Annotated in this window: 12 protein-coding genes; 9 read left to right on the top strand and 3 right to left on the bottom strand. The window is 37.7% G+C overall.

The features are described from left to right. The first annotated feature begins 143 nt into the window (after window positions 1-143). Entirely contained in the window at window positions 144-1,916 is a 1,773-nt protein-coding gene (locus PHT93_RS10345) for an FtsX-like permease family protein (RefSeq protein WP_300242555.1), read from the top strand. 55 nt (window positions 1,917-1,971) lie between these two features. Here the strand turns inward: PHT93_RS10345 and PHT93_RS10340 are convergent, their stop codons facing one another. Both PHT93_RS10340 and PHT93_RS10335 read right to left on the bottom strand, forming a co-directional pair. After that, complete coding sequence (locus tag PHT93_RS10340; protein WP_300242552.1) at window positions 1,972-2,580, bottom strand: OmpH family outer membrane protein; 609 nt, start codon at window positions 2,578-2,580, stop codon at window positions 1,972-1,974. Window positions 2,581-2,612: 32 nt separating this feature from the next. Beyond that, the gene (locus PHT93_RS10335; RefSeq protein ID WP_300242550.1) at window positions 2,613-2,825 is read right to left on the bottom strand and encodes a hypothetical protein; all 213 of its coding nucleotides are present in this window, start codon (window positions 2,823-2,825) and stop codon (window positions 2,613-2,615) included. Window positions 2,826-2,961: 136 nt separating this feature from the next. Here PHT93_RS10335 and PHT93_RS10330 point away from each other — a divergent pair, with 136 nt between their 5' ends. From PHT93_RS10330 to PHT93_RS10320, 3 genes are all read left to right on the top strand, one after another. Beyond that, on the top strand, window positions 2,962-4,419 hold the full coding sequence (locus PHT93_RS10330) for an aminoacyl-histidine dipeptidase (protein WP_300242547.1): 1,458 nt from the start codon (window positions 2,962-2,964) through the stop codon (window positions 4,417-4,419). 77 nt (window positions 4,420-4,496) lie between these two features. Continuing rightward, window positions 4,497-5,963, top strand: a complete 1,467-nt coding sequence (locus PHT93_RS10325) for a hypothetical protein (RefSeq protein WP_300242544.1) — start codon at window positions 4,497-4,499, stop codon at window positions 5,961-5,963. Between the two features lie 6 nt (window positions 5,964-5,969). After that, entirely contained in the window at window positions 5,970-6,944 is a 975-nt protein-coding gene (locus PHT93_RS10320; protein ID WP_300242542.1) for an endonuclease, read from the top strand. Here the strand turns inward: PHT93_RS10320 and PHT93_RS10315 are convergent. Next, on the bottom strand, window positions 6,938-10,999 hold the full coding sequence (locus PHT93_RS10315) for a two-component regulator propeller domain-containing protein (RefSeq protein ID WP_300242540.1): 4,062 nt from the start codon (window positions 10,997-10,999) through the stop codon (window positions 6,938-6,940). The genes PHT93_RS10320 and PHT93_RS10315 overlap by 7 nt on opposite strands. 328 nt (window positions 11,000-11,327) lie before the next feature. Here PHT93_RS10315 and PHT93_RS10310 point away from each other — a divergent pair, with 328 nt between their 5' ends. The 5 genes from PHT93_RS10310 (at window position 11,328) to PHT93_RS10290 (ending at window position 19,430) form a co-directional block, all read left to right on the top strand. After that, window positions 11,328-13,061, top strand: a complete 1,734-nt coding sequence (locus tag PHT93_RS10310) for a glycoside hydrolase family 43 protein (protein ID WP_300242537.1) — start codon at window positions 11,328-11,330, stop codon at window positions 13,059-13,061. A gap of 63 nt (window positions 13,062-13,124) precedes the next feature. Then, the gene (locus PHT93_RS10305) at window positions 13,125-14,834 is read left to right on the top strand and encodes a DUF5597 domain-containing protein (protein WP_300242535.1); all 1,710 of its coding nucleotides are present in this window, start codon (window positions 13,125-13,127) and stop codon (window positions 14,832-14,834) included. Window positions 14,835-14,850: 16 nt separating this feature from the next. Then, entirely contained in the window at window positions 14,851-16,791 is a 1,941-nt protein-coding gene (locus PHT93_RS10300; RefSeq protein ID WP_300242533.1) for a sialate O-acetylesterase, read from the top strand. Between the two features lie 14 nt (window positions 16,792-16,805). Beyond that, complete coding sequence (locus tag PHT93_RS10295; RefSeq protein WP_300242530.1) at window positions 16,806-18,293, top strand: MFS transporter; 1,488 nt, start codon at window positions 16,806-16,808, stop codon at window positions 18,291-18,293. A gap of 36 nt (window positions 18,294-18,329) precedes the next feature. Then, the gene (locus tag PHT93_RS10290; protein WP_300242557.1) at window positions 18,330-19,430 is read left to right on the top strand and encodes an endo-1,4-beta-xylanase; all 1,101 of its coding nucleotides are present in this window, start codon (window positions 18,330-18,332) and stop codon (window positions 19,428-19,430) included. The last annotated feature ends 2 nt before the right edge of the window (window positions 19,431-19,432 follow it).

Genomic DNA, 19,432 nt, shown 5'->3' with positions numbered 1-19,432 from the left:
GCATAGGGTTGAGTATTTTATTCTTTAGACACTATAAATATACTCATTTTCAGTGATATATGAAAATCCCTATGCCTTTTTTATGCCTTAATAGCAACTCCTGTTTTTAACTTGCGAAACTTCAATCATTTGATGCTATTACCATGAACGATGTTTCTTTCTGGGGAGGAGTTACCCTTCTTCTAACGGATCAACAAGTGGATCGTTTTTCATTTGGTGAGCGATTAAAGAAAGACAATATCCCTACATTATTGGGCAATGATGGACAATATTATTTTTCCACCCTGTCGGAAAGCTATCTGACTGATTACAATAACGAAACGATTCCCTTTATCAAGCGTCAGCAAAAGATTTTACTTCAAACAAGTTGGCTGGCTGCTCTGTTGATCTTGTTGATCGCTTGCATCAATTATGTCAATCTGAATTTTTCGAGATTACTGGAACAAATCAAATTCATCAAAATACAACGTCTGTTGGGTGCTTCCTCCTTTAGGGTTGGACTGCATTTATTCATAGATACCTTATGTACTATCCTTATTGCCTTTCTATTATCTCTACTTATTATTCATGATTTGATCCCTGTATTTAACTCCATTGTTTCAGGGAGATTAAATACGGCCTTCTTCTTATCAGAACAGATTCTACCCCTCTTACTCCTTTCTTTGGTTTTATTTGCCGTTGTGGTAGCACTGACAATGAGCTACCGACTCATAAAGCTCCCTATACAAACATCCCGTCAACAAGATAGCTTCATAAAGAAACAGAAGACAATCCGAGTCTTGTCTATTATTCAAAATATCGTTTCACTGGGCTTAATCATTGCGACTCTAACTGTAAACAAGCAACTTAACCTCATTAAAAAAGGAGGTGATAATTATAAGCAAGTCTATGAAACTGGTAGCTACCAAAGCAACAAAGAGAAAATAAAGCTTTTTGCAGAAAAGATAAAAGAGCTGCCCGAAATCGAAAGCGTAACAACGTCCAACAGCTCCATTCTATTCAGCCAGATAAGACAATTAGTTATAAAAGATGAGCAGGGTGAGGAAAACTTTGCCAGCATATTGGAATATAAAGTAAGTCCTGATTTTAATAAAACGCTATCCTTAGGTATAACACGAGGACTTCCTCCTGATCAAGCAAAAAGAACATATGCACGTCCGGTTTATGTAAATCAGGCATTTATTGATCTTTTAGTTCCAAAGGATACAAACCCTATCGGACAACCGCTTGTTGCTTTCGACACAGATTTTAAAGAACAAGGAAATACAGAAGAGGCAAGTACTACCAACATCTCCACAATTGTTGGTATTCTGGAAAATTTGCATACCAATTCTATAGAGAATCACGTCCTGCCACAAGCATTTCACATAGATGAAAAAGCATACTCTTATGTTCAATATCGCTTTAATACAGTCTCACCTTCTGTTATCAATAAAGTTGAAAAGATTTTCAATGAGATATCCTCCGATGAGCCGTTTAGTTATAATGAAATTTTCCAACAATATATGGAAAGAAATAAAAAAGTAATTGAGTTTTCAAACCTACTATCCATGTATGCACTAATCAGCCTGTTTTTAACTGCTTTCGGATTATTTGGAACAGCTTACTATACAACGATCAGACGCACCAAAGAAATCGGAATCAGGCAGATTAACGGAGCTACAAATACACAAATATTTATCTTGTTGAATAAACGTTTTATCAAATGGATCGGGATAGCTATTGTTCTAACCATCCCTCCCATGTGGATCATCCTACAAAGCTGGTTGCAACATTTTGCTTACCGTATTACAATAACACCCGATATTTTCATTGTCTCCGGATTAATTGTTTCCGTTATAACGTTAGTAACTGTAGGTTGGCATAGTTATCGGATAACAGCCCGCTCCCCTGTTAAATCATTAAAAAGCGAATAAAAAAAGCGGTTTACGTTACCGCAAACCGCTTTAAAGTATAATAATATAAACACCGTTATTTACTTGGTGACGTATAATTTTTATTCAGATACTCAATTAATTCAGCAGTGATATCATAAGCCTCATCTGCCAAAAGGATATTATCTCCCATAGTGTTGCTGAATATTACCTGAAAGCCTTTTGATTGATTGAAAACTTTTAACTGAGCAACAATTGTATCACGTAGTTGTTCGTTCAGTTTTTGTTGTTCCAACATTAACTCTTGTGTCAAACGTTCATCTAAATTCTGCAACTCTTGTTGTTTATTCAGAATTCGTTGTTGTTCTTCCTGCGCTCTTTGTTGAGTAAGAAAAGCACCGTTCTGATACTTACGTTCAAACTCTTTCATATCTGTTCTTAAAGCGGTTGCTTTTTGATTAATATTAGCACGAGAATCCTCCTGTTTTCTTAAAATCACTTCATTCAGATCTTTTGAATAATTGTAATTCAATAAAAGTGAATCTACATTCACATAAGCAACAGGTAAAATACCACTTGCGTCTTCTGTTCCAGCTGAGACTGCCTGAAGCTTACCCGATTCTTTCTTTCCTGAAAAGTGCATTGCAAACAAGATAATAACAGCTAAAGCAAGGACACCATTAATAACGTAGTTAATGTTCTTCATAAAGTCTAAATTAATTCTTTATTCTTAAATTTTTAAATTTCTTTTAAACGATCATATAAATTCTTCCGCACAACCTGTTCGGCATGTTGGGATTGGGCACAAGTTATCCCTTTATCCATTAAGGCCTTGTTTCCACTGACATGCGTGTTTGGAAATTGACCGTTCTTCTTGAATAATATTTTCACACTAAGTAAAATAAGTGAAATAACAAGAATTATGACTGTGAGTAATAAGGTTGCGAGCATTTTCTATATATTTGTGGATGCAAATATAAGAGTTTAAGTGATTATAAAGTATTTAATTCAATAATTTTTCTATTCGCCCGGCATACGATCAATTTTGACAATAGCCGGAATAAACTCAATAAACATTAATAATGACATGAAAATTACGGATCTAAACCCAAAAATCGTATGGAAGTTTTTCCATGAAATCACACAGGTTCCCCGCCCTTCCAAAAAAGAAGGTAAAATCATTCAATATCTGGAGGCTTTCGCCAAAGAACATACTATTGCAATCAAAAAAGATGAAGCAGGTAATATTCTGATGTCGAAACCGGCAACTCCGGGTTATGAGAAATTGCCGACTGTTATTTTACAATCTCATGTGGACATGGTTTGTGAAAAGAATAGCGGAACTGAACATGATTTCGACAATGATCCGATAGAAACGATTGTTGACGGTGATTGGCTAAAAGCTAAAGACACTACTTTAGGTGCGGATAATGGCGTAGGTGTTGCAGCAGAATTAGCAATTCTGGCTTCTGACGATATCGAACACGGACCGATAGAATGCCTCTTTACCATTGATGAAGAAACAGGCCTTACGGGTGCAAAGGAGCTGAAAGCCGGCTTTATGACGGGAGAAATCCTGCTGAACTTAGATAGTGAAGACGAAGGTGAAATATTTATCGGATGTGCAGGAGGAAAAGATACTCAGGCGTTATTCAGTTTCACCCCTACTCCTACTGACCCGTCATTGCATTATGTACGCATTGATGTAAAAGGACTAAATGGAGGTCATTCAGGAGGTGAAATACATAAAGGCTTGGGTAATGCCAACAAAATTTTAGTTCGTTTCCTTTATCTTCTAAAGAAAAAATATGACATCGTTCTTTGCGAAATAAACGGAGGTAATCTTCGTAATGCAATTGCACGTGAAGCATATGCTGTAGTCGGAATTCCGGAAAGTGCCAAAGAAGATGTTCGCATTATGTTGAATCAGTTTACCGCAGACGTAGAAAACGAGTTGAAGCATATTGACAAAAACGTAAAACTTCTATTAGAATCTGTTCCTCGTCCTGAAAAGGCAATAGACAATGTAACTGCAGAAAAGATAATCTTTGCTCTTCAAGCCTGCCCTCATGGTGTAATTGGCATGAGTCACGAGATCGAAGGATTAGTGGAAACATCAACCAATCTGGCTTCTGTAAAAACATTACCGGACAACACCGTATTGGTAGGAACCAGTCAGCGCAGTTCTATTGAGTCGTATAAATTAGCTGTTGCCAATCAGGTAGCGGCAACATTCTTGCTCGCAGGTGCTAAGGTTACACATGGAGACGGATATCCGGGATGGGCTCCTAATTCCGATTCACTGATTATGAAAGTAGCTCAGGAATCTTACAAACGTCTATTTGGTAAAGAAGCGGCAATCAAAGCCATTCATGCCGGATTGGAATGTGGTCTCTTCCTTGAAAAATATCCTTATCTTGATATGATATCTTTCGGACCAACATTGCGCGACGTACATTCACCGAACGAACGGATTCAAATCAGTACAGTTGATTTATGGTGGAAACATCTGTTGGATGTATTAAAGAGCATTCCTGCAAAATAAAAGGAATATAGATACGTTATAAAAGAGGATGAATTGATCATGATTTATCCTCTTTTTTAATACGGTTAGTTCAATATATGAAAAATATAGCTTTATTACTTATTCTTGCTCTACCTCTTTTTTATGGATGCAGTGATCTGGAGGATAATTATTCAACCAATCCCAATCACAAACTGACATTCTCAGTAGATACGTTAGCTTTTGACACGGTATTTACCACCATTGGCTCTACGACAAAAAAGTTTATGGTCTATAACAAGAATAAAGAGGCAATTAATATTGAATCTATTCTGCTCAAAGGACAAGGAAATAGTGGTTTTCGTATGAATGTGGATGGCCGGAAAGGCACAGAATTCAGCAATATTGGTATTCTTCCGAAAGACAGTATGTATGTGTTCGTAGAAGTTACCGTTGACCCTCAGGACAAGAACAACCCTTTTGAGATCAAAGATTCGGTTGAGTTCCTGTTCAATGGAATTAAGCAGTCCATCCTACTCCAAGCCTACGGACAAGACGCCAAAGTAATTAAAGGCGGCCTTTTTATCAACGAAGACACGACTTTTACAAGTGAACGGCCTTATTTAGTGTACGACAGTATTGTAGTTTCACCCAACGTTACTCTACAGATAGAGGCCGGAACAAACTTTTTCATGCATTCGAATGCAAAAATAAATGTGTTCGGAACGATTAACACGAAAGGGAGTCTGGAATCTCCGGTTACTTTCAGAGGAGACCGTTTAGACTATTTGTTACAAGATAAGCTGGCATACGATAATGTACCGGGCTTATGGGGAGGTTTTACATTTCATCCCAGCAGTTATAACAACCTCTTTGAACATACGATTATTCGCAATGGAAAAAACGGAATAACCTGCTTACCATCTACAACAAATCAGCCTAAGATTACATTCATTGCGTCTCAGGTTAGCAATATGACGGGTAATCTGCTATTTGCTGAGAATTGTCATATAGAAGCTGCAAACTCAGAATTTACGAATGCCGAGGATAGCCTGATTGCTCTTTCGGGAGGAAAGTATCGTTTCGTTCATTGCACTATCGCAAATTTTATGGGCAGTGTAAAATCAAGAACCGGAATATCCGCAGTCACCTTACTGAATAAATCTCCGATGGAAGGAAAAGAGGCTTATCCTATCGAAAAGATTTCTTTTGAGAATTGTATTATTGATGGAAGCAAAAGTCAAAAATCCGGGGAAATAGCGATTGAGACGGATGAAGATTTTGAGTATAGTTTCCTTAATTGCCTCGTAAGACAAGAGAATGATTTGAAAAATTCCACGAACTGCATATTTTTAGAAGGAACGAATTTAGAAAAATATAGAAGGAACGGAGGAAAAGAGGAAAACTATACCTTCGACTTCCGTCTTAAAACAAATGAAGAAGGATTTAATGCAGCCATCGGTAAAGCTGATATAGAAACAGCACGCCTCTATCCGGAAGACAGGTATGGCGTAATGAGAGTATCGGAGACTGTTTTACCGGATATAGGCGCTTATCAATATGTTCCGGAACCGGAAGAAGAATAGTCTTATATGAATCCAACCTTAACTTTTATTTTTATTCTCATTCTTTTCTCATTATCAAGTGCGGCTCAAACTGATTTCAGAGTAATGAGTTACAACGTCGAAAATTTATTTGACACCGAGAAATCACCGGACAAAAATGATAGTGAATTTCAACCCGAAGGCAAACGATTCTGGAATAAAGGTCGTTACTACCACAAGCTACAACAGATCGCCAAAGTTATTTCAGCAGCAGGAGAATGGGATACTCCGGCATTGGTAGCACTCTGCGAAGTAGAAAATGATTCCGTATTAACCCACCTTCTAAAACGTACTCCGTTACGTAAACAAGATTATCGGTACTGCATAACGACAGGTAAAGATGAACGGGGCATTAATTCCGCGTTATTGTATCAGCGGGATAAGTTCCGGTATATTTATCATTGCGAACATCAGATTCCATTTAGCAATCCGGAAAAGAAATCACGTAATATTCTTCATGTCACCGGTAGGATAATTACGCAAGATAGTTTAGATGTTTTCGTTTGCCATTTCCCATCCCGTTACGGCGGCGAGAAAGAATCCGAACAGGCAAGAATAGATGCGACAAAACACCTTCGTCATCTGACAGACTCTCTACATAAAGAAAGAGAAACATGCCTGATATTGATTATGGGAGATTTTAATGATATTCCTCAAGATAAAAGCTTATCATTCTTAGTTAATCCTGAACCCGCTCTATTCAACCTTTTCTATCATGCAAAAGGTAGTCATAAATACCGCGACACCTGGAGTCAATTAGATCAGATCATCGTAAATTCCACGTTACACCAACATTTGAAGGAAAACAGTCCTCATGTATTTATGCCTTCTTTTCTGCTAACGAAAGATAAGACATGGAGGGGAAAACGACCGTTGCGCACTTATCACGGCTATAAATATGAAAAAGGATTCAGTGACCATCTTCCCATCATGGCAGATTTCAGATTTCATGTAGATCAATGATCAGTTTTCTTATTTTGTTCATTCATATATAAGCTCGGAGAAACACCATACAATTCTTTAAAAGCATTAGAGAAATATCCCAAATTCGTAAATCCGGTGGCATCAGCAACCTCTGAAACTGTAAGATTCTTTTCAGATAATAATATTGCAGCCTGTCGCAAACGTATATTCCGTATAAAATCACGCGTTGATTGATTGGTTAGTTCTTTTAGTTTTCTATGCAGATGTACGCGACTTATACCAACCTCATTAGAGATCATTTCCACACTGAGTCTCGGGTTAGCAATATTGGTATTAATAACCTTCATCACTTTCTCCATAAGTTTCTCGTCTGCTGATTTAAGCTCAATTTTCTTCGTCAGACTTTCCTGATGTTGATTCCCTTTGTACGTATTACGAAGAAGTTCGCGATTCCGAATAATATTTTCTACGGTTTTCTTCAATCTTTCTACGTTAAACGGCTTCACAATATAGGCATCAGCACCTGTACTTAAACCCTCCAGACTATCTTCTTCCTTTGCTTTAGCTGTCAGTAATATTATCGGAATGTGGTTGATATTTACATTTTGTTTTATTTTACGACACAACGTAATCCCATCCATCTCGGGCATCATTACATCACTGATCACCAAATCCGGTTTCGTCTTCAGGATCATGGCAAGCGCCTCTGCCCCATTAGAAGATTCAAGCATATGATATTCCGAACTTAGCTCTCTGCAAACGTATTTCCGGATTTCTTCTTCATCATCCACCACTATCACCCGATATTTACTTTTCGCACGGATTTTCACCTCTTCTTCTTGTTGCTCAGACTCAATAGGCTCAATATCTCTTATTGGTAATTGTTTCAAGTCGGGATTATTTTCTATTTCTTCAACCCGTAAATGATCTGCTCCTAAAGGAATCCGAATAATAAAGCGAGTTCCCGAACCCTCGTTCCTTTCGGCATTGATCGTTCCATGATGAAGTTCGACTAAAGAACGGGTGAGATGCAAACCAATTCCTGTACTAACATTAGAACTGTTATAGCTATTCCTTATCTGATAAAATCGCTCAAATATACGCTCCAGTTCATCGTCAGGTATGCCTATTCCATCGTCAGAAATAATGATTTCGCAAAACTCTTTATTTTCAATCTGACATGTTCCCAATAAAAGAGTTATGTTACCGTCTTGTGGGGTATATTTAAATGCATTTGACAATACATTCAATATGATTTTATCAAAGTTTTTCGGATCGATCCAGATATAAATCTGATCAACATCCGAATGAAAAGTAAAGTTGATCTGTTTTATCCTTCCCTGATATTCAAAAAACTCACACAATTCTTTTAGAAAAGCCACAATTTCCACTTCCTGAAATTTCAAATCCATAAGTCCCTTATCGATCTTCCGGATATCCATCAGTTGGTTTATAAGATTAAGAATACGTTCGGCATTTCGATTAATGATTGCGTAGTTTTTCCCTCTTTCCTTATCAGTATCATTCAACATCAACTTCTTTAACGGGCTTAGAATTAATGTCATCGGAGTTCGTATCTCATGAGCTATATTCATAAAAAACTGCAACTTAGCTTCATTAATATCCTGAGCATGCTTATGTTCCAACATTTTCTGACGAGAACGATAACGTTGTCTGAAATAATTAACAACAAAATAAATCAGGAAAATACCCAAACAGAAATATACAATTTTAGCAATCGGTGAGAAATACCAGGCAGGAGAAATTATAACCGCGATACGTTTCTCTTTCGAGTACGAATTATAATCTTTTGCCTTGATTATAAAGTTATACTTATCCGGGGTAAGATTACTAAAAGTAACACGATTCGTACCCGGAAGAAGAGTTACCCAATTATCATCATTCAATTTATATGAATATATAATTCGTTCAGGGGCATTAAATTCCATCACCGAAAATTCAATAGAGAATGAATTATCTTTATGAGAAAGCCGGAACTCTTTTGCATCCGACAAAGCTGTATTTATAACTGTCTTCGAACCCGATTTCATCCCCTTTCTCAAAGGTTGATTATGAATATAAAAATCTGAAATCCGTATATTAAGTTCTTTCTTGGAGAAATTTATTTCTTTCGGATCAAAATACGTTATTCCATTTATTCCTCCGAAAATTATTGTTCCGTTTTTATTGGTAAAAGACACATTCTTGCTGAATTCATTCCCCTGCAAACCATCACTTGCATAGTAATTTACAAAAGAGTTTGATGTCTTATCGTACCGGGAAATACCATAATGCGTACTAACCCAGAGATTATCTAAGCTATCGCCCTGAATGGCACATATTACATTACTGGGCAAACCATTCTCTATTGTATAAGTCGTTATCTGGTGAGTCTCATTATCAACCATCCTTAGTCCTTCTGACGTACCCAACCAAATATTCCCTTGTTGATCTTCATATAGACCAAAAATAACATTTGATCTTAACAATTGAGTAACCCCAAAAGTGGAAATATAACTATCAGTCTTTAAGTCCAGGCATAACAAACCATCATAAGTGCCGATATAAAGTTTATTATCTGATGAATACAATAGGCTGTTTATATAATAATTATCTAAAGTACTCCCCTCTCCTTTATAATCAAAAGATGCCGTCTTATTATAATTCGTTATTTTATGGGTTTTCAGATCCATTCTATAAAGCCCCGCTCCCATAGTACCGATCCATAAATGGTTTTCAGAATCCTCTGCAAAGCAATAGACTTTTTCTACCGGACTTCCATTATCATCAACCAGCTCCTCTACCCGTTCGTATTCACCTGCAAGCCGATTGAGTTTCCCCATTCCGTTTAAGTAAGAACCAAGCCATAAGTCTTTATTCGAGTCCTCAAAAATACTCATAATCGTAGAAGGTACAGTTTTAGGATTTTCAGAATGTTCAAAATGAGCACACTGCCTCCCATTCAGTCGAACTCCGTAAATCCCATCATTATCTACTCCAACCCATAAAATATTACTCTCATCTTCACAAACCGACATGACACAATTCGTACCTATTGTATTATTGAGAACAGACTTATAGCCTATATAATTAAACTTATTCGTTTGTGTGGGAATTAAAATAGCTCCTTTTTGAAAAATCCCCATCCAGGTATTTCCTGATTTATCTTTAAGTATAGAATGAACTTTCGATTTATCTAAACTAAAGCTGGCTACATTTAATAATGTATCAATAATTTTACGTTCATTCGTTTTGTAAATCTTCACCCCTAAGCCATCTGTTCCAATAAAAACATCATCCGACTCATCCTTATACAACGTTTTGATCGGCAGAGTCTGTCTTCCCTTATATGTTATCAGATCAAAAGAGTCTGTTTTTTTATTGTAAAGAAACAGTCCTCTGGTTAATGTTCCCACCAACAGATTCCCCTCGTGATCTTCACATATGTTAGAAACATTATTAAGTCCGATATCGCATCTTTTAAAGAAACTGGTTAATTGATTATCGCTTCCTATCCTGAAAAGACCTTTATCCTGTGTTGCAATCCATAAATTGCCTTGTGTATCTTCATACAGGAAATTAACAAAATCACTCATACCAAAGCCCGTATAGTACTTAGCGATTAGTTTGTCATCTTCAGATAATTTAAAAACTCCTTCTCCGGTTGTTCCAATTAAGATATCACCATTTTTTCGTTGAATCATGCAGTAGGCATGGGTTTTAAGCGGAGTTCCGGTTCTTTTTATCAGTGGTATTTCTTCAAAAGTATCCGTTGCGTGGTCATAAAGTTGCAATCCGTTCAATAAGCCAATAAAGAAACGGCCTTTCCGATCTTCAAACAACATGCGTACATAATTGTTTTTTATAGATTTTGGATTGCTTATATCGTGTCTATAAATAATAAACTTTGATCCATCGTAACGATTAAGTCCATCTTCCGTTGCAATCCAGATAACCTCATTACGATCTTGCATAATATCATTGATAAGACTATTCGACAGTTCTTTATCTGCAGAAAAAAGTTTCCCTTGTTCTGCATTAACTAATAATATACTTATTAGACCTAAGAATAACAATATAACGTTTCGTCTCATGTTCCGTGGTTTCATGTCATTGAGTGTAAAAATATCACTTAACTAAGACATCTACAAATAAATATCATTATTTAATTACATGAGCGTATGAATTATATTCACTTACATATCTAACACCCAAGAATATATAACAGAGATATCAACAATTATTATTGTAACATATACATAATACTTTGTAACAAGAGTGATAACGATATGTTTCACCAGCGAAAACATTGGTATCATAAACATACCTATATCAATACATGTGATCAATACATTTGTTTGGAGCTAAAACAAAGAGATGTCTTAGAATTCTCTGTTCACCTAAATACACAAATACTATAATATGAAAAGAAGAAAAAATATTCCGTTCGTTTTTCTGTCAGGAGTTATCGTTATAGCTTCAGCTTGTTCTTTTAATAAAAGCAACACAGAAAAAACAGATATAGAAAAGAAAGGAGCAATTGCCTATTTTAACAATTTTACCTATAAGGGCAATGATGATTTTTACAACGAAAATAGATTAACAGAACCCGAACAGTTTTATAATCCCATACTTCCGGGATGGTATTCAGACCCCAGCGTATGTACCAACGGAGAAGATTATTTTCTTGTTACTTCTACCTTTACTTATTATCCCGGAGTACCCATCTTTCATAGCAAGGATTTAGTTAATTGGAAACAAATCGGACACGTACTCGATCGTCCTTCTCAGTTAGTTAAGATGGAAGGACAACACGTTAGCGGAGGAATATTTGCTCCCGACATAAGCTATAATCCACGCAATCAAACATATTATATGATTACGACCAATGTAGGGGCAGGTAATTTCTTTGTTAAAACACAAGATCCGTTCGGCTCTTGGTCTGATCCGATCTATCTTCCTAAAGTTGGAGGTATTGATCCGTCTTTCTTTTTTGATGATGACGGACGTGCATATATTGTGAATAACGATGGTATGGACGGAAAAGAACTTTATGACGGTCATCGATCAATCAGAGTCCGTGAGTTTGACGTAAATACGGATAAGACAGTAGGTCCATGGAAAATGTTGGTTAACGGAGGTGTTAATTTAGCCGAAAAGCCAATCTGGATTGAAGGACCACACATGTATAAAATCAATGGAAAATATTATTTGATGGCCGCTGAAGGAGGGACAGGAACAAACCATACTGAGGTTATCTTCAGCGGGGATTCTCCTATGGGAGATTTTACACCATGGGACAAAAACCCGATACTTACCCAAAAGCAGTTAACATCTGATCGGCCAAATCCGATTACTTGCGCAGGACATGCCGATCTGATTCAAACAAAAGAGGGTGATTGGTGGGCTGTATTCTTAGCATGTCGCCCGATTGATAATGATTTTGAGAATCTGGGACGAGAAACGTTCATCATGCCTGTCAGATGGAGTGATGATGGATTTCCTTATATGACAAAGGACGATGACCTTGTTCCCATGATACTAAAAAGAAAGGGAGTACAACGAGAAACGAATGTTACTTTTGGGAATTTTGAAAGAAAAGATGATTTCAACGATCCCGTTCTTGGAATGGAATGGCTTACATTAAGAACCCCTGCAACAGATCTTTATTCATTAACAGAAAAGCCAGGTTCCCTTGCCTTATACGGAACAACAATTACTGCCTCAGAGAAGAAAACTCCGGCATATATTGCACGACGTATGCAACATCATAAGTTCGAATGTACAACAGAATTAACATTTAATCCTGAAAATGAATCTGATGAAGCAGGTATGCTCCTATTTAAGAATGAAGGTAATCATTATTTCTTTTTTATCAGACAAAACAACGGGCAAAAGATTATAGGTTTAAAGCAGACAGTTAACCATGAGGCAAAAGAAACAACAACAAATTCTGTCTCAGTGAAAACAAACAAAACTGTCAAAATGAAAGTCGTTTCTACCGGATTAACGTACAATTTCTTCTACGATCCGGGTGATGGAAACTGGAAAATGTTATGCGACAAGATCGACGCAAAACCTCTATCAACCGCATCTGCTGGTGGTTTCACAGGTTCTACCATCGGCATGTATGCGGTAAAAAACTCTAATAAGTAAATAAAACAATGATGTAAAAACGAAACAAACATATATCGCATAGACTACTACTTGATCAATCTCATGAAAAAAAATATACTTCTAATAATCCTTTCGGTCTTTTGTATACCGTTATTCGGGCAAAGGGGATTACCTTATTTGAAACAGCAGGGGGGTGCGAGTCAATTAATTGTTGATGGCAAAGCATTTCTTGTTCTGGGTGGCGAGTTGGGTAATTCGTCGGCTTCTGCCGAAAAGGATATCGAACGTATATTTCCGAAACTTCAGTCGATGGGATTAAACACGGTTCTGGTTCCGGCTTATTGGGATCTGATTGAGCCTGAAGAAGGTGTGTTTAGTTTTAGTTTGATAGATAAAACAATAAACCAAGCTCGTAAAAATGAATTGAAAGTAGTCTTTCTTTGGTTTGGTGCATGGAAAAATTCAATGAGTTGTTATGCGCCGTTATGGTTCAAGAAAGATTATGAGAAATATCCTCGTGCTTATACGAAAGAAGGTAAACCGTTAGAAATAGCCAGTTCCTTTTCTAAGAATGTATTTCAGGCTGACAATAAAGCCTTTGCTGAATTTATGAAGCATATCTCCTCTGTTGATAAAGAAGACAATACGGTGATAATGATTCAGATTGAGAATGAGATCGGAATGCTGGAAGATGCCCGGGATTATTCAGAAGTAGCCAATACCTTGTTTAATGCACAAGTGCCGGAAGCACTGATAAACTATCTGACAAAACACAAAAAAGAATTATATCCCCAAATGATAGAGAAATGGGGAAAGCAAGAATTTAAAACAAAAGGTACGTGGCAGGAAATATTCGGAGAGGATTTATATACGGACGAAATTTTTATGGCGTGGAATTACGCGCTATATATAGAGCAATTAGCGCAAACAGCACGTTCAATACATAACCTCCCGCTATATGTGAATGCAGCAATGAACAGCCGAAATCGACAACCCGGAGAATATCCTTCGGCCGGTCCTTTAGCTCACCTGATTGATGTATGGAACTGCGGTGCACCAAGTATTGACTTTTTAGCTCCGGATCTGTACGATAAAGGATTTTCTGATTGGGTAAAACAATATCATTTACAGAATAACCCGCTGTTTATTCCGGAAGTAAGATTAGGGAATAATAATGGAGTTCAGGCCTTTTATGTATTTGGAGAACATGATGCCATTGGGTATAGTCCTTTTTCTATTGAGAACGGTTCTGTAGAATCAAGTTCTCCCTTGGTTCAGGCTTATAGTAAACTAAAAGAATTAATGCCTGTGTTGACTGATTATCAAGGAACAGGAAAGATGAATGGGTTATTATTCGATCAGGAGAACAAAGAACGTATCCTCTTTTTTGACGATTTAAAGTTAACCTGCAAGCATTTCTTTACATTGCCATGGGATCCGCGTGCTACGGACGGTTCAGTATGGCCTGAAGGAGGAGGCTTAATTATCCGTTTGAATAAAGACGAATACCTTATTGCAGGAAGCGGTCTTGTTATCGAGTTTGATAAAAAAGGAGAAAAAAGCAATATCCAAGCTAAGGAATTAGGGGAAGACGGCTTTATTAGCCAAGGAGGAAACGATAACAAACAACAATTGTGGAATGGTGGATTGCGCGCAGGAATAGGGACTGTGGATGAAATCAGAATTGATGATACCGGGAAGTTTATTCCTCTTCGCAGATTAAATGGAGATCAGACACATCAGGGACGTCATGTGCGTATAGGAGTGGACGATTTCAGTATCCTTCACGTCAGACTGTACGAATACAAATGAAAAACTTATACGATAGATGAAAAGCGGTATTTTTTTTAGATTAGTTATAGATGTTTGTTTATTCCTTTGCTTCGCCTCTTTGTGCGAGGCAAAGGTTAAACTACCTGCCTTAGTCTCCGACGGGATGGTTTTACAAAGAGAACAAAACATCGTTATCTGGGGAACTGCAGATAGTGGTGAATCTATAGAGGTTGAGTTTTTAAAAGAGAGATATAACACAACAGCCAATGAGAACGGAGATTGGAAAATAGTTATCCCGCCTGTAAAAGCCGGTGGTCCTTATGTAATGACGATCAATGATATTCATATCAAAGATATTCTGATAGGCGATGTGTGGCTTTGTTCCGGACAATCCAACATGGAACTTCCGATCAATCGGGTACTCGATCTGTATAGAGAAGAAATCAAAGAATATACCAACACCAATATACGTTACGTAAAAACGCCGATAAACCACAACTACCATACACCGCAGAAGGACGTAAAAGAGGTAAATTGGAAATCATTGACTCCGGAGAATGCCCTATCCTACTCTGCTACATGTTATTTTTTCGCAAAAGATTTATATGAAAAAATTACTGTCCCGATCGGAATTATCAATTCGTCTGTGGGAGGTTCTCCTATCGAGTCCTGGATCAGTGAAAAAAGTCTGAAGCCGTTTCCACATTATTTACATGATCGTGATATGCATCGTATCGATTCATATATTGAACATACCCAAAATCTTGATATAGAAAGACGCACAATATGGAATTCTATCTTATGCAAAAACGATTGTGGGTTACTGGAGGATATTAAATGGTATAGTCCTGAATACGACGATAGTTCATGGTCGATAACTGATCTGAACAATAAATCATGGGGGCAAGACAAATCGGGTTTTGTGAATGGTTCAATATGGTTCAGAAAAGACATCGATCTTTCTGCTGATTTGGCGGGGAAAGAAGCAATTATTCGTTTAGGATGTATTGTTGATGCCGATTCGGTTTTCGTGAATGGTGTTTTTGTAGGCGCTGTTGCTTATCAATATCCACCACGAATCTACTCCATACCTTCCGGTTTACTGAAAGAAGGGAAAAATAATATCACTGTTCGTTTGATCAGCTATAGCGGATTTCCTCAATTTGTAGATGAGAAGCCTTATAAATTAGTATTTGAGGATAACGAAATTAATCTGGAGAAAGAATGGAAATATAAGACAGGCGTCCGGATGCCGGCATTACAAAGCGTAGGAACTTATCAACAACGACCTACGGGATTTTTTAACGGCATGATTGCACCTTTACAAAATCTTGCTTTTAAAGGTATCTTATGGTATCAGGGAGAGAGTAATACGGGACAGCCATTCGAATATTATGATCTGTTATCTGCATTGATTCAGGATTGGAGATCTTTTCTGGGAGATAGAGACATACCTTTTATTGTTGTCCAATTACCCAACTTTATGAAGGTCACAACAAATCCATCCGAAAGCAATTGGGCGCAACTCAGGGAGTCTCAAAGAAGCGTAGTGCAAGATACGCCCAATACAGGACTGGCTGTTGCAATAGATATTGGCGAATGGAATGATATACATCCATTAAATAAGAAAGATATAGGCAGACGCTTATCCCTGCAAGCACAACGAATTGCCTACGATGACAAGACTATTATTGCAGATGGCCCTGTTTATGAATCCATGCAAATTGAAGGAGACAAAATAATTCTTTCTTTTCAAAAAGGAACTGATGATCTGTTTCCTGCAGATGAAGTAAAGGGATTTGCTATTGCCGGAAAAGACGGTAACTACCAATGGGCAGAAGCCAGAGTTGAAAAGAATAAAGTAATCGTATGGAATGAAGCGATCAAAAACCCCGTAAAAGTTCGTTATGCCTGGGGAGACAATCCGGAAGGAGCAAATCTTAAAAACAAATCCGGATTGCCGGCATCACCATTCCAAACAGAACGTAAAAACTAATAAGCTAAAATAGCATGAAAACTAACGCTTCGCAAAAAGTCTCCATGAGAGAAAAAGTCGGCTACAGTCTTGGAGACGGTACCGCGAATCTCATCTTCCAGATGATGATGATGTTCCAACTGTTTTTTTATACAGATGTGTTTGGAATCAAAGCTACGGCCGCAGGAATGATCCTGTTGTTTGCCCGCTTCTTTGATGCTTTTGTTGATCCTTTGGTTGGAATTTTATCGGACAGAACCAATACAAAATGGGGTAAATACCGTCCCTGGCTGTTGTGGACAGCTTTGCCGTTTGCTGTATTTTTTGTTTTGGCATTTACAACTCCTGATCTCGGAGAACGGGGAAAGATTATTTATGCCGGAGTAACTTATACCCTGTTAATGACAATATATTCTTTCAACAATACCCCTTATGCTTCACTTGGGGGAGTTATGACAAGCGACATAAAAGAACGAACAAGCATTGCCTCTGTTCGGTTTGTTACGGCAACCATCGCCACCTTTATAGTTCAGGGACTAACACTACCCTTAGTTACAAAATTCGGAGGTAGTGCAAACTCCTCCTCAGGGTGGTTATGGACCATCGTTCTTTTTGCTGCAGTTGGCGTTGTTTTAATGGTTATCACCTTCTTTTCTACCAAAGAACGCATAGCTCCCCCTCCTAATCAGAAGACCTCTATCAAGCAAGATTTCAAAGACATACTGTCCAGTCGGCCATGGAAAGCAATGTTTGTTCTGACTCTTTTCCTGTTCACCACTTTGGCTATGTGGGGAAGCAGTATGTCTTATTATTTTAATTATGTAGTTGATAAGGAAGCTTTGTTTGTTTTCCTTCAGAAAGTCGGTCTGACAGGCGATCCGGGCAATTTAGGTTTCTGGGGAAACATCTTAGATGCTTTTGGATTGATTGTATATAGTGCTGAAAATGTTTTTGGAGTTGGTTTCAGTCTTTTTAATATGGTAGGCTCGCTGATCCAATTAATAGGAGTGATTTTATTATCCGGTTTTCTGTCTGGTTTATTTGGAAAGCGGAACGTGTTTGTTATTTGCCTTGCATTGACGGCTTTGTTCACTGGAATGTTTTTCTGGGCTTCGCCGAGCAATATCGAAGGTCTCTTTATGCTCAACATATTAAAAAGTCTGGCATACGCCCCTACTGTACCTCTACTCTGGGCAATGATGGGAGATGTTGCCGATCATTCTGAATGGTTAAACAGTCGCCGCGCAACAGGATTTGTGTTTGCGGGTATTGTATTTGCTTTAAAAACAGGACTCGGGTTGGGTGGTGCTATCTGCGGAGCCATTATCGATTCATTTGGATTTGTAGCCAATACCGTTCAATCTCCTTCGGCTATTGCAGGTATAAAGCTCACTTCAGGCATCATTCCTGCGGCTACATTTATGATAGGAGTTATCGCGCTTTTCTTCTACCCTATCAGTAAACAAAAGAATGAAAAGATACAAGCAGAATTAGCTGAACGAAGAAGTATAAACACAAAATAAGAAGAGATCGTGAGAAAACATTTTTATTTATTATTTATCACAGGAATCGCCATCATATTAATAGCTTGTTCAAATACGGAATCAAAGGAAAAGCCTACTTTGAAAGAAGCCTTCAAAAATAAGTTTTTGATAGGGGCAGCGCTTAATACCGGAGAGATTTCCGGAAAAGATACTGCCGGGCTACGTATTCTTGCTACGCATTTTAATTCAATTGTAGCAGAGAACTGCATGAAAAGTGAAGTCATACATCCTTTAGAAGATCAGTTCAATTTTACGCTGTCGGATCAATTTGTTGACTTAGGTGAAAAACAAGATATGTTTATTATCGGTCATGCATTGATCTGGCATAGTCAGTTATCTCCCTGGTTTTGTGTTGATGAGAATGGTGAGAACGTTTCGGCAGACGTTCTTAAAGAAAGAATGAAGACACATATAAACACGATTGTCGGTCGTTATAAAGGTCGCATTAAAGGTTGGGATGTGGTTAATGAAGCGATACTCGAAGATGGTTCGTACCGAAAAAGTAAATTCTACGAAATACTGGGTGAGGAATTTATACCTTTAGCTTTTCAATATGCACAGGAAGCTGATCCGGATGCAGAACTATATTACAACGATTACAATGAGTGGTATCCCGGCAGACGTGAAACAGTAACCCGACTGATACGTACGCTGAAAGAGAGAGGAATACGTATTGATGCAATCGGTATGCAAGGACATTTGGGAATGGACAGTCCTACTTTAGAAGAATATGAAGAAACAATTCTTGCCTACAATAAAGAAGGCGTGAATGTAATGGTTACGGAGTTTGATCTCTCGATACTTCCTTTTCCAAAGGCAGGTATTGGTGCTGATCTGAGTGCAAACTTTGATTATCAGAAAGAATTAAATCCATACACAGAAGGTGTACCTGCTTCAATTCAGGAAGCGTGGAATGCAAGGATGTTGAGTTTTTTCAGATTATTTATTAAGCACGCCGATAAAATATCACGCGTTACGATGTGGGGCATCACTGATCAGGATTCATGGAAGAATGATTTTCCTGTTCGTGGACGGAAAGATTATCCCTTACTATTCGACCGGGATAATCAGGAAAAGCCGGTAGTGCAAATGATTATTAATGAAGCAAAACAATAAAA

It is taken from the genome of Massilibacteroides sp. (assembly GCF_028705895.1).
In the GTDB taxonomy this organism is placed as follows: Bacteria; Bacteroidota; Bacteroidia; order Bacteroidales; family Tannerellaceae; genus Massilibacteroides.
The sequence above is the reverse complement of the archived record's forward strand: the minus strand, read 5'-3'. Positions and strand labels throughout refer to the sequence as shown.

What these genes read in the sequence shown, in the direction of transcription:
- PHT93_RS10345 (WP_300242555.1), top strand. Translation starts at nt 144, where the DNA reads ATGAACGATGTTTCTTTCTGGGGAGGAGTTACCCTTCTTCTAACGGAT.
- PHT93_RS10340 (WP_300242552.1), bottom strand. Translation starts at nt 2,580, where the DNA reads ATGAAGAACATTAACTACGTTATTAATGGTGTCCTTGCTTTAGCTGTT.
- PHT93_RS10335 (WP_300242550.1), bottom strand. Translation starts at nt 2,825, where the DNA reads ATGCTCGCAACCTTATTACTCACAGTCATAATTCTTGTTATTTCACTT.
- PHT93_RS10330 (WP_300242547.1), top strand. Translation starts at nt 2,962, where the DNA reads ATGAAAATTACGGATCTAAACCCAAAAATCGTATGGAAGTTTTTCCAT.
- PHT93_RS10325 (WP_300242544.1), top strand. Translation starts at nt 4,497, where the DNA reads ATGAAAAATATAGCTTTATTACTTATTCTTGCTCTACCTCTTTTTTAT.
- PHT93_RS10320 (WP_300242542.1), top strand. Translation starts at nt 5,970, where the DNA reads ATGAATCCAACCTTAACTTTTATTTTTATTCTCATTCTTTTCTCATTA.
- PHT93_RS10315 (WP_300242540.1), bottom strand. Translation starts at nt 10,999, where the DNA reads ATGAGACGAAACGTTATATTGTTATTCTTAGGTCTAATAAGTATATTA.
- PHT93_RS10310 (WP_300242537.1), top strand. Translation starts at nt 11,328, where the DNA reads ATGAAAAGAAGAAAAAATATTCCGTTCGTTTTTCTGTCAGGAGTTATC.
- PHT93_RS10305 (WP_300242535.1), top strand. Translation starts at nt 13,125, where the DNA reads ATGAAAAAAAATATACTTCTAATAATCCTTTCGGTCTTTTGTATACCG.
- PHT93_RS10300 (WP_300242533.1), top strand. Translation starts at nt 14,851, where the DNA reads ATGAAAAGCGGTATTTTTTTTAGATTAGTTATAGATGTTTGTTTATTC.
- PHT93_RS10295 (WP_300242530.1), top strand. Translation starts at nt 16,806, where the DNA reads ATGAAAACTAACGCTTCGCAAAAAGTCTCCATGAGAGAAAAAGTCGGC.